Annotated in this window: 10 protein-coding genes; 2 read left to right on the forward strand and 8 right to left on the reverse strand. The window is 46.2% G+C overall.

Translation table 11 applies throughout. The features are described 5' to 3' along the window. Positions 1-188 precede the first annotated feature (188 nt). Positions 189-980: an energy-coupling factor ABC transporter ATP-binding protein gene (locus tag QGP82_RS26675; RefSeq protein ID WP_499061547.1), complete on the forward strand. Its 792-nt coding sequence runs from the start codon at positions 189-191 to the stop codon at positions 978-980. 69 nt (positions 981-1,049) lie between these two features. Here the strand turns inward: QGP82_RS26675 and QGP82_RS26680 are convergent, their stop codons facing one another. Further along, positions 1,050-1,406: a hypothetical protein gene (locus tag QGP82_RS26680; protein WP_499061548.1), complete on the reverse strand. Its 357-nt coding sequence runs from the start codon at positions 1,404-1,406 to the stop codon at positions 1,050-1,052. Positions 1,407-1,572: 166 nt separating this feature from the next. Here QGP82_RS26680 and QGP82_RS26685 point away from each other — a divergent pair, with 166 nt between their 5' ends. Next, positions 1,573-1,830, forward strand: coding sequence for a hypothetical protein (locus QGP82_RS26685; protein WP_163659435.1), 258 nt, complete (start codon positions 1,573-1,575; stop codon positions 1,828-1,830). 150 nt (positions 1,831-1,980) lie between these two features. On the opposite strand, the gene rpsD is transcribed toward QGP82_RS26685, so the two are convergent. The 7 genes from rpsD to QGP82_RS26720 form a co-directional block, all read right to left on the reverse strand. Beyond that, a complete protein-coding gene (gene rpsD / locus QGP82_RS26690; protein ID WP_163659434.1) occupies positions 1,981-2,589 on the reverse strand; it encodes a 30S ribosomal protein S4 in 609 nt (202 codons plus the stop codon). 240 nt (positions 2,590-2,829) lie between these two features. After that, entirely contained in the window at positions 2,830-3,717 is an 888-nt protein-coding gene (locus QGP82_RS26695; protein ID WP_163701305.1) for an aq_1923 C-terminal domain, read from the reverse strand. Between the two features lie 349 nt (positions 3,718-4,066). Continuing rightward, entirely contained in the window at positions 4,067-7,177 is a 3,111-nt protein-coding gene (locus QGP82_RS26700) for a hybrid sensor histidine kinase/response regulator (RefSeq protein ID WP_499061549.1), read from the reverse strand. A gap of 2 nt (positions 7,178-7,179) precedes the next feature. Then, the gene (locus tag QGP82_RS26705; RefSeq protein WP_499061550.1) at positions 7,180-9,576 is read right to left on the reverse strand and encodes a methyl-accepting chemotaxis protein; all 2,397 of its coding nucleotides are present in this window, start codon (positions 9,574-9,576) and stop codon (positions 7,180-7,182) included. A 45-nt stretch (positions 9,577-9,621) separates the two neighbouring features. Then, complete coding sequence (locus QGP82_RS26710; protein WP_163659430.1) at positions 9,622-10,221, reverse strand: chemotaxis protein CheW; 600 nt, start codon at positions 10,219-10,221, stop codon at positions 9,622-9,624. 27 nt (positions 10,222-10,248) lie between these two features. Next, positions 10,249-10,614 carry a response regulator gene (locus QGP82_RS26715; protein ID WP_499061551.1) on the reverse strand — a complete coding sequence of 122 codons (366 nt, stop codon included), beginning with the start codon at positions 10,612-10,614 and terminating at the stop codon, positions 10,249-10,251. A gap of 141 nt (positions 10,615-10,755) precedes the next feature. Beyond that, positions 10,756-12,138: a response regulator gene (locus tag QGP82_RS26720; RefSeq protein ID WP_499061552.1), complete on the reverse strand. Its 1,383-nt coding sequence runs from the start codon at positions 12,136-12,138 to the stop codon at positions 10,756-10,758. Between the last annotated feature and the right edge of the window lie 382 nt (positions 12,139-12,520).

Genomic DNA, 12,520 nt, shown 5'->3' on the forward strand with positions numbered 1-12,520 from the left:
GTTTTGAGTTCTGAATGGCCCACTCAATTTTGATCACATCCAAGATCTCCGTTGAAGTCTATTCTTCCTCATTTTTATAAATCTTAATTCTCTAAACAGATTCTCCAACTTAAAATTCAACATTAAAAACTTGACATTCATTTCAATCTCTCTTCAAAGCACAAACGCCCACTCTCTGAGTAGTATCTATGACGTCTCTGCTACCCAAGAAGCCAGTAGCACCTGCTGTTTTTCCAGCTATAACAGCAGCGATTGCCATTGAGCATCTTTGTTTTTCCTATCCTGATCGGCCCCAGGTACTTGATAATATTTGCATACAGGTTGCTCCTGGCGAACGGGTAGGGATTATCGGTCATAATGGCTGTGGGAAAACCACCTTGTTTATGATTCTCTGTGGAGCGCTTACCCCCATGTCTGGCGCTGTGCGACTGATGGATAAACCTGTTGTGACTGGTGGGTTTAATCCTCAAATTGGATTGTTGTTTCAAAACCCCGACAACCAGTTATTTTCTGCATCGGTACGAGACGATATTCGTTTTGGCCCAGCAAATATGGATCTACAGCCCCAACAGGTAGATGAGCGAGTAGATGCAGCGATTGCTTTGACGGGGTTACAGCCTTTAGCCGAGCGCCCTCCCCATCACCTATCGGGTGGAGAGAAACAAATGGTGGCCATTGCTGGTCTCTTGGCCATGAATCCCCAGATTGTTTTATACGATGAGCCTACCGCCAGCCTTGATATCCGTAGTCGACGACGTTTGATCACCTTTATGCAAGGCTTGCAACAAACTATGGTAATTGCTTCCCACGACTTAGAGTTTTTGTTGGAGGTTTGCGATCGCACCCTGATCATGTACCAAGGTAGAATTGTTGCCGATGGTCCTCCCAGAGAGATTATGGGAGACAATGACTTAATGCACACCTATGATTTAGAAAAACCTCACTCGCTGATTCCCCACGTGATTGACCACCACACATAAGAGATTTTTCGTAGGGGCGTACGGCGGTTGTTGCTAGAGGGCGCACGGCGGTGCGCCCCTACAGGTTTTCTATTCGGAATGGCTCACCTGTCCGTCATGTTTGGTGGCAGCCGCAAACGTCTCTTCAAAAAATGTTGCTGTTTTTTCTAAATCAGTGCCACCTTTTAGGCGATAAAATGCCAGCGCACGGATTACGGCTTGGTCGCGCTGGATCACCCGCACTGCCCGTGAAGCACCCTTTTCCGCTTTATAGGAATTATCAATCCATAGGGCATCGCTCAAATTCAGGGCTGCCACCAAAGGTGTAGCAGTTTCTGTCTTTAGGCGCTCAGCGATCGCAGCTGGCAAATCCGCCAGTGCTTCTGCTTCGGTTAACTGCTGAGCACGGCTGAGTAAGGTTTGGAGTCTTTCTGTATCTATGCTCATCAAGCTAAGAATCCATGCGGTTGTAAGTCAATATTTTACTTGGCATTGCTAATCCAAACTATGATTTTCTTCTCAAAAACTTCACACACTACCCGAAACCCTGACCCCCATCCGTAACGTCACGTAGGCTAAGAATAGAATCACTCTCGCATCTAGGCGTCCATTCATGGCATTTCCGAGAATTTACTCAGAGCAACACTATTCGTCAGCCGTGACCACTGCTGTTGCCGATCTTCTACAGAGCTACCGAGGTTATCAAATTGATGTTCTGCGACAGCTCCCCTGTCATGAGCGCGATACTCGGGCCTACGAGCTATGGATTACAGCCTGGGATAGAAACGAAGACCGCTATGAGTTTATTTATGAGCTACGCATTGGCGTGGTCCAGGGCGAGCTGATTGTCTTGTCGTGGATGCCAGTGTAGACAAAGAGCTATTGGCTATTGGCGGGGCTATTAACCATAAATAAAACCCCTAGGGCTGACGGACCTCAGGGGCTAATGGAAATTACTAAACTAGCGCGGTAAGAATACAGCAGGGTATGCCTAAAGTATTCAAGTAGAGCGACAGTAGGTCTACGCTTTACGGGAGTAGTACTCAACTACGAGTAGTTCGTTGACGTTGAGGGCTATCCATTCACGTTCGATGATGCTGTTCACCTTAGCTTCGAGCTTGGCTTTATCAAACTCAAGGTGAGTGGGGATATTCGCCAAACCAGGAAATTCAAGGTTTGCTTCCACTAGCTTCTTCGAAACGTCTTTTGGACGAACGCCAATGACATCACCAGGACGGCACTGGTAGCTAGGGATGCTAACAACGCGACCGTTGACGGTGATGTGACCGTGGTTAACGACTTGGCGAGCAGCGGGGATCGTAGGTCCCATACCCAATCGAAAAATAGTGTTATCCAAGCGCATTTCTAGCTGCTGCAGAATTACCTGCCCAGTAGAACCACTGGCACGACGTGCTTTTTTCACATAGCGCAGTAGCTGACGCTCAGTCACACCATAGTTATAACGAAGCTTTTGCTTCTCTTCTAGACGAATACAATATTCGGACTTTTTCTTCCGCGCCTGACCATGTTGACCAGGGGGATAGGCCTTACGGGCAACTTTCCGGGTTAAACCGGGTAGTTCACCCAAGCGGCGAGTAATGCGAAGGCGAGGACCTCTATATCGCGCCATGTAGCGTTTAGCTCCTTTGTAGGAATATTCCAGTCCCCAATTATAGGAGATGAGGTGACTCAACGCCATAGGAATTTGAGACGACTATATCTGGAGCGCAACTAACATAGCCCCAAGCCTTGAGCTGCCGCTGTCTACAGGAACACGAAATGGTTGATTGCAATCCTAACCTACCTCTTCCTAATCGGCGAACAATGCGTTCCGGAGTATGTCCAGCGGCATCTGTCCACCACCAATTGCCTAAAAAGATTTAACCTCAATATTAAGCTTATCCATCCAATCATCAGGATTCTCAGTCATCAGATTCATCAACTGCATTGGCTGCTCCGGCTTAGCCGAAATACTAAACCCCTTCGGATTTTCAATAAACGCAACCACCTCATTCACCGCATCAGCTGCCACCTCATTATCAGGCGACACCAAAAACTGACTGGCACCCATAAGCTGACTGGTTAACTGAGCCTTAAACTCATCCACACTTTTACCATCCTCAGCCGCCATCGATGCTAACAGCTTCTCCGCAAACGAATTATCCCGATAGGTAATTTCAAAACTGTGGAAAATCGTATCCATGTTAGTAGGGGCCGCATCTTTTGACTCAACGTCTTCCATGTCGACATTGCCCAGCTTCATATTGACAACCAAATCTCCCACCTGATCGGCACTAACCTTAAACGTTTCGACACTCATCTCACGCTTGGCCTGGTTGTACCGATACTTTGTATCAATATCGAAACTTAGCGCAGTGTCATAACCAGCCCTCTGCAAAAAGTCAGCCATTTCTAACTGTTCCGGCTGGTTTAAGTCCACCACTATCCCCTGAATTGATGCATCAAACACCGTGGGCACATCTGATTTTTCATCAATATCACGGATGATAACTTTCTTGATAGTGACCTCAGAGGGATCATCCTTAGACGTGATCGTAATATCTTTGACATGGACATCCTGGGCCAGGGGTTTGAAGCTAATATCCTTGTACTCAACAGCCAGGTTCTCCTCTTCCATGCTGTCAATTAATTTGTTTACCTTGGCTTCGGCGACTTTAGTGCCGTAGAGATTTGCACCGAAGTATAGGCCAACAGCAAGAACACCTGCACCAATTCCGGCAATTGCTAGCTTTTTCATAAAGAAGGATCACTGTTTTAATCACTGTTACCTACATCAGTGAACCCAACTTTTCCTAAAAGGCTCTAATGACTGTAGCTATGGAGCTAGAGCTCAATATACACCATTGCCTCTTCCTGGAGGGGAAGAAGTATTGACTATTGTCAGATGACGGTCGGGGCTTTGGGGTGAACCAGTCAGGATGATTTCTATGAAGTGACCTCAGTCAAATAAGTGACCTCAGTCAAATTTTGTTCAATCAAGTCTTGCAACGAAGACCTATTGCCCTTGCCATTAGCAACCATCTCGTTTGATCGTTTCTTCTTTTTTGTGCACGATGCTTGATAAAGCACGGCGGCTTCTAGAGCACCTAAACCTTAGTGAGTACCTTCAATTCCTTCAGCAGTTCCTGCTCGTTATACGGTTTTGAAAAATAAGCCGTCGCCCCTAAATTCATGGCCAGCTTACGATGCTTCTCACTGCTTCGAGACGTCAGCATCAGAATCGGCAACTCTTCATATTCCGGCTTTTCCCTAAGCTCTTCTAGAACGCCGTAGCCATCTAGTCGAGGCATTTCGATATCACAAATTATCGCCTCCACAGTTAGACCGGCGATCAATTTATCTACGGCCTCTCGACCATCCTTAGCCTGCTCCACCAGATATCCTGATCGCTCTAGCGTCGTTGCCATATAACGACGCGCATGAATCGAATCGTCAACCACCAAAATTTTGGCCGATTGAGAGGGTAAGGACAATACGGGATCCACTGGCTGAGCAGCCTCTCGTTTAGCGCCTGCCACAATCCATGTCATCAGCTGGATCGGTTCAATCAGAGGAATGACGCGACCATCACCCAGCACCGTAACACCGCTAAATCCAGGAGGTAGCGGTATGGGACTCGCCACTGGACGGATAGCGACTTCTTGTTCTTGCCAGAAGCGGTCGATATTCAGACCATAGTAACCATCGTCTTCGCCCACTACCACGATCATCGGGCAGTTGATCAAGGGTTGACCACTCATGTCTAGCGGTCTGGCCAGCATTGTCCAATGATCTTCTACACGCACGAGGGGAATAGAGGTGTCTCTCCAGGTCATGGATGGTTCAGTAATCTCTGCGGCTGGAGTTCTGATTACTTCTTGCACCGCATCAACGGGTAAGGCAAAGACAGAGCCATTGCGTTCTAATAGCATGACCCGCAAAATCGACAACGATAGCGGAATACTCATGGTAAATGTGGTGCCTTGACCGGGCTCCGTATCCACCTGAATATCACCTTGTAATTCTCTCAGGTTGGTGCGAACCACATCCATCCCATAGCCCCGCCCCGATAGTTCAGTAACCTGACTACTGGTGCTAAAGCCCGGTTCAAAGATAAAGGACAATAGCTCTTGACGCTCCATGGCATCCACCTGTTCATCTGGGAGGTTGTATTTACGGATGCGATCGCGAACGCCCTCCAAGTTAATCCCACCACCGTCATCGCTCAGGGTAATCACCACTCGGTTACCACGATTCACCGCCCGCAGGGCAATGGTGCCTACGGCAGGCTTTTGCTGTATTCGACGGCTTTCAGGGCTTTCAATACCGTGGTCAAACGAGTTGCGCAAAAGGTGCATCAGCGGATCGCTCAGCTGATCTAAGGCAAACTGTTCGATCAGGGTACTGGCTCCCTCAATCTTAAGTTCTACAGGTTTGCCATACTGTACTGACCAGTCCCGTAGCGCCCGAGGGAAACGTCCGACAATCTCTTCAAACGGACGCATCTGGGTCTGGGTGATGCGGTTTTTAAGCAGACGACTGGTGTAGTTAAGCCCGCCGATGGCCTGATCCATCTCATTCAGGCCTAACTCAATGTCACGGCTTACCTCTTCAAGTTTAACAATGGTCTCCATATGTTCCTGGGCTAACAAATGGAGCTGAGAGTAACGGTCAAATTCTAGAGCATCTAGTTCTTCGGGGGCAGCAACTTCAACAGCTCGGCCACGTCCATTCTGACTCGATCCGTTGATGCTATTGGCAACACCGGCCACGGCAACATTTTCAGCCACAGCCCCCATGGGTCCTTCCGTTGACGCCCGGTCATACCACTGACGTAGCTCGGTATTAAATAATGTCAGGGCGGCCATACGCTCCTGCATCAACTCACTAAATGTCTGTAGCTGTTCTAGTTTAAGGTTGACTGCATTGCGATTAAGAATCAGAGCCTCGAAATTACTGTTAATTTGCTTGAGCTGATCAACCGATACCCGCACCGTTGTTGTTTTTTGTGTACTGGGGACAGCGACCGGCGGCGGCATATTCAAAGGGATCAACGGAATAGCCTCTAGGCTAGACGTTGATTTAATCGCTTCGCCAGAGAGTTCTTCACTAGCTATCTCTTGACTAGCTATCTCTTCACCAGTCGGTTTCTCTGCCTGATGAAGACTCGGCTGGACTAACTCGGGAACTATGGTAGTCGCATCAGCCGGTTCTAGCTCTGGTTCTAGCGGTAGCTTCGCAAACTGTGCCTGCAAAGCCTCTAGATCAACCGTCTGATCGTTGGTTGGCTCCCCTTCTATCAGCTCAGCGGTGGGGAAGGCATCAATGGCCTCTAAGGAGGTTAGCGGGTCTTGCAGAAAATCAATATCATCGGCACTATTAGGTCGCTCATCTAAAAGCTCTGGTAAAGACAGATCGCTCAGGTCGTGATGCTGTGTACCCGAGATGTCGGTAAGTGGTTTTAACTGAGAGGGCAACCCTTCTGTACGTCCTAAAAGAACCAGTGAATGACTTCGCTGCCAGGTTTTCAGCGCCTGATGTGCGATCGCATCAATAGATTCAGGCTGAGCAGACAGGCACTGTTGTTGCACAGAATCGCATAGGGATACAAATGCCTCCAACTGAGCCATCATGCCAAACTCAGACATCCGTTGAGCCATAGCAACTACAGCTTGTCTGAGATCATCGCCCCGCAGTTGAGATAGGTCTTGATGAAACTCTTCTAGACAATCTTCAACACTTGTTGTGAAAATCATGACATCAAGATTTTCATCATTGTCTTCTGACAACAGACGAGCCTCATCTTCAGGGGTGAGATCACCCAGATGTTGATTTAGCTTTTTAAATATAGGCTCAATATCAGTGGCTAACCACTGGGAGTCTATGGGTAGCTGCTGCTGATAGTGCTGACGAACTGTTCGCAAACAATCCACCCCCTGCAGTAGCAGAGTTTCCAGGGAGGTATCTACCGATAGCCGTCGGGCACGCAGAATTTTAAATGCATCTTCTAGCTGGTGAGCAACCTGACTAAGCTCGACAAAGCCCATCATGCCAGCTGTACCTTTAACAGAGTGAGCAGCACGCATGGCAATATTAATCTCACCCAGGCGATCATCTGCCGTTTTCAGACCTAACAGGACAGTTTCAATTTCCTCGAAATAGGTTTCCGCCTCTGCCAAAAAGGTCAATCGAGCCTGTTGCTCTTTGTCTAGTTCCATGGTTAGTCTTCAACTTTAAATTGCTTGACAGACGCCTGTAGAGATTGGGCTACTTTTGCAGTATCTTGAATCGCTTGGGCCATCTGAGCTGATGCATGGGATCGCTCTTCGGAAGACTGAGCAGATTTTTGGATGAGCTCAGTAACAGCTGCAGATGCTTGAGTTTGATTAACTGTAGAATCTGAAATGTTTTGCATCAGTTGGTTGATTTGATCAGATTTAGTCAGTACCTCGTTCAACTGTTGTTGGGTCATTTTCACCAGGCTGCTACTATCAACCACCTGGGCTGTACCCGTTTCGATGGCTGCGACTACTTCCTGAGTCTCCGTTTGAATGTCAGCCACAATTTGAGCAATGGTCTTAGTGGCATTGGCCGATTGTTCCGCCAGGGAGCCAACCTGTTCCGCTACGGCAGTAAAGCCCTGTCCTAATTCTCCAGCACGGGATGCCTCAACACTAGCATTTACAGCCAACAGGTTTGTTTTCAGAGCAATTTCGTCAATCAAACTCACCGACTGAGCAATCTTCTGGGCAGATTCTCCCAATCGTTTAATCTTTTTAGAGGTTTCACCCACCGTTGAGCGCAGTTCTAGAATACTGTCTGCCGTTTTTTCCATTGACTGAGACCCTGCTTGTACCGTCGCATAGGTGTCATTGGTCAAATTAGAGGCTTCACTAGCGTTTTGAGCAACCGTCTGAATAGATTGACTCATCTCTCTAACAGCCACCATGGTATTCTGCATCGAGCGCGCTTCTTCAACGGCCTGCTCAACCACGCTAAGAATTTGCTGCTCGTTCGTCAGCAATGAACCACTCACTTGGCCGGTTGATTGTTTCACATTGACGGCAATGTCTCGCAGGTTTTCAATGATGGCGTTAAAAAGGTCAGCGACAATACCCACGTCTCCAGCTGAAAGCTTTGCCCGCACCGAGAGATCGCCATTTGCTGCATCCCCCACTTCTTCCATTAGCTGGGTGATATCATTTTCTAGTTTTTCTCTTTCTTGTCGCTGTTCTTCTGCAAAATCTTTTTGCTGTTTAAGCGATGACTGTAGCTGGTCTAAAAGATTATTAAAACCACGTCCTAGAATTTGAGTTTCAAAGGTTCCCTCGATAATGGCACGGGCATCTAGTTCACCTCCAGCCGCTTTCTGAGCCACCTCAGTTAGTGTCTGCAATGGTTGAGAAAGCCTGCGTGCCAGCGACAGTAGCAAACCACCTGAGGCGGTACCCAAAATTATGGCAGTCACAATAAAGACAACCAACAAAGTCATTCCCGCTTGGTCAAGTGCAACTGCATCCTCAGACGAGATTGCAACCCAGGGAAGATTGGTTACGGTCGCCAGACTATAGTTCCGACCTTCATAGGAAACTACAGCCTGTAATACTTCTTTGCCAAGTAATGTTGCCCGGCTAACTTCAATAATTTTAGCGCCCGTTTCCTGCTGTAATTCCTGTTTAAATATTTGGGGACCATCGGCCTCGCGGCCTAATTTTGATGATAGTGCCTGGGCAAACTGCGCAATTACCTCTCCACCAACCACGGTTGCATTATCAGTGTCAGTATTTTCTGTTAGGGGTACAGTCGCCAGTGCCAAGCCATTACGGACATCGACCACCTGCACTGCCTGAGTTTCACCAATTGAATTACTCAGATAGGTAGCAATTTGAGTACTCAAGACCTGCTGGGGCAGAACTGACTTAACAACTCCAATAACGTCCTCGGACCCAGTAGGAGTAATTGCACTGGAAATCGATACACTGACGACATTGGCAGAGTTATCAAATTTTACCGGTTCCACATATTGACCAAATTGCTTAGCTTGCAGCCACCAATCCTCATCACTTTGAACAAAGTCATCAATAGGGTTGCTGATGCCAACAGTGAAACCAGCTTGTTCAGTAAAAAATATTTCACCGAGTCCTTCAGCAGCCACAATATCGGCTAAATATTGGTTAATGGCCGCATTGGGCGCTAATAACTTAGTCTGGGCAAACTGTTGCTCTAGCGCCTCAACAGACTGTTCGCTGAGTTTATCTTCCTCAACCTTGGCATTTGCTTGATTTAGTGCCTGCTGAATGGAGGGGCTAATCACCAAGTTTTCTACAACTTGAAAGCTATCCGCTACAAAGAAACCAGCCACTTCACTGGCCAGGAACGCTTCCTGTTTCAGGGCGAATACCACATCTTCATTTTCAGCGCGCTTGGTGATAACAATCCCCAAACCACTCGCAACTGCCAGAGGTAACAAGGTAACGGGCAACAGTGTTTGTAGTAACTGTCTACCAAGGGGACGTCCACCCTTTTTGTCTACCTTAGAAATCCGGGGTATTCCTCTCCTAAGAAAGCTGAGTCGCTGAAGCTTATCGTTTTTTAATGTATAGTCCTGCGCAGTCATGGTGGTGTCCTAGTTCGCTATGTTAATCAAAGAAAATGTATAACCCTAAAACTCAGCTGATGTTAATGATCGAGCCGCTCCAATCGCTTCAGCACTTAAAACGAGAATCACCTCGTCATCAATCACAACCTGACCGCTTAAGTAGGGATGTAAGCTAGCATCCACTTCATCGACAGGAGAGACAATATCGTCTGGTGATAAGCGAACAGAACTTCGGATTTTGGGTACAACCAGCCCTAAATAGAGTTCTTCATCTGCGTTAATATTCTCTTTAGTAGAAGACTGATCAACGTTGGATGGCAAAGCACGAATGACCACTACTTCATAGTATTGAGAAGGCTCTAGAACCATAGGTAACTCTAATAGTTGGGCCAGGTTAATCGCCCAAAAAACCTGATCTTTTGAACTCATTAGTCCCATCATTGATGGAGACATATTGGGCATGGGTGTAACTAACTGAGTTGGCAGCAACAGACTTTCTTCAACCCAACTTAGCGCTAAGGCAATCGTTAAGTCTGGAGTTAGTTGTACCCTCAAAAATTGTTCGCCTGCAACAGTTTTTGGATTAAATACATCAGGCAGAAGCTGCTGAAGGCGATCTGCCGTTTTAAGTGTCTGAGTCGAAGGGGTAGGCGAGATTTGCATAGGAGATAATGCGCTGTCTTACATAAACTACAAAACTGCAAAGCGTACAGCGTCAGTCAATTGCTGAGCGGTACAGGGCTTGACTACATACCCAGCAACTCCCTGCTTTTTAGCCCAGCTTTGATCCATTTTGCGGCCTTTTGTTGTACAGGCGATGATCGGAATACTAGCTGTAGCCGGATCTTTTTTAAGCTTTCGGCAGAGTTCTAAACCGGTAACCTCCGGCATTACCAAATCCGTAACAATTGCATCGGGCCGATCAAATGCTATCTTTTCCATCGCTTCTGAACCATTTTCAGCTGTTATCACTTTGTAACCAGCCTCTTCCAAATAATGGCTGATCAAATCCAGCTCAGATTTAACATCATCAATGACCAATATCTTTTTTACCATGTCTCCACTACCTTATTGTTACAACTACAATTTTTATATAGGATATTGAGCTATATCCCTTTATTGAGAAAGAGATTCATCGTGATTTTATCGACACTTGTTAGTTTTGAGATAATTATGTTTTTTGTTCTGATGTCCATATCACTCAATCGGGTTAAGCTTCAAGTAGGTGTCTAATAGCTGCATTAGCTGTTCCTTTGAAAATGGTTTTTCTAGATATCCAGCTGCCCCTGAGACCTCGGCTTTTGCCTTATTTAGGGCACCTGAGTTGCTGCTGATCATAATGATGGGGACATCTTTGAACATATAGCTCCGCTTTAAAATTGAACATAGAGAGTTGCCACTTATGCTTGGCATTGAGATATCCATCAGTATCAAACTAGGTTTTCTAACACATATTTTAGAGATGGCCTTGACTGGATCCATAATCGTTTTAAGTTCAAAATAATCTGGATCAAGATAGCTTTCTATCTTTTCTAGCATGGCCTTACTATCATCAATGCATATGATTAAATGCTTGGATCTTAAGTTCCCTGAACCCTTGCTTTGGAGATTGTTATTACCTGATGCACTAGATTCTGACTCGTTCTCATTTGACCTCCACGTGTCAGTAGTAGATTGCTTCTCAGATACAGTGTTATTGTCAGAACTGGTCTTATTCTCAGGGTAAGTGGTGTTGCCAGTGGTAAGGGTCTCAGACGGCTTATTGATGACTGTGATATCTGCGGGTTTGCTAACTGCATCTGTGACCGATTCAGGTTGTTGTTGTTGCTTGATTGGTAACCAGGGCAAGCGGTTAAGCGGTGGTAATGGGGGCCATAGCTTGATCGCACGCTGTTTTATGTAGGGATATAGTAGCTGGGCCAGCTTGGTTTCGTCCTGTTTAACAGTTTGGGCTAGCTGACGGATACTGGCTCCCTGCATCAGGCGTACTAAGGACTCCAGCATTCGCTGTGGGAGTCCACCCTGGCGTGCCAGTTTATAAAGATCGTCCGGACTTTCGCAGTAGGGACGCTGGTAGGGGGAGCAAATGAGATCTCCAAGGGGCTGCCATGCTTTCAATCTTCCAGAAAGATGGTTAACTAAGGCAGTAATTTCTGTTCCGTAGATTGTTGTATACCATAGCTCCTTGGGAAAGGGATACCAAACAACAGTTGCTTTTTCCAATCCTAAGAGGGCTTCAACGGCATCTTCAGCTAATTGAGCCAGAATTTCCCCAGCCTGTTTTGTCTCAAGCAAATTATATTGGACAAGCGCACCAACAATCTTGCTCGTCCAATTAAGGGCTTCCAAACCAGTCTGGCCAATTTGGCGCTTATACACCTCCAACTGGGTCAATCGCCAATAAATAGGCAGTAAGGCTTCATAGCCTAACCTCGGCAATGTTGTCTCTAACGTATTGAGATACTGTAGCGAGTGCGCTGCAAATATCACCCTGCCGTCAGTAATATCTAGACACCATTCAACATTGTCACCCGTGATATACACTCGTCCGGTTTGACCAGATTCAAGTGTCTTCGTCAAGAAAGGTATTACCTCAAAATGATCGTGCATAGCGCTCAAAAATTACTTTTGTAAACCTAACCACAAATCATAAATTCTCAATGTCACATAGAAAACAGGTCTAAGTAAATCAAACAAAATTTCTTTCTGGTTTTAAGAGAATATTTTATTTATTTGATGTCCTGACGAAATAGATATCAGAAAATACTGGGATTTAGCATTTTCTAGTTTTAATATTTTATCAATAATTATTTTTGTCTATTGATGGATGTTATAGCCAATTACATTGAAGTTCTGTCAAGAAAGAGTCAGCTAACTTCTCAAGGCAAACAACTTTGATGTCAAATTCAACACCTTACTATAGAGAACCAAGCACCCATGTATAGAGAAGCTAAAAGATTTA

It is taken from the genome of Leptothoe sp. LEGE 181152 (assembly GCF_032906605.1).
Classification (GTDB): domain Bacteria; phylum Cyanobacteriota; class Cyanobacteriia; order Phormidesmidales; family Phormidesmidaceae; genus Leptothoe; species Leptothoe turfae.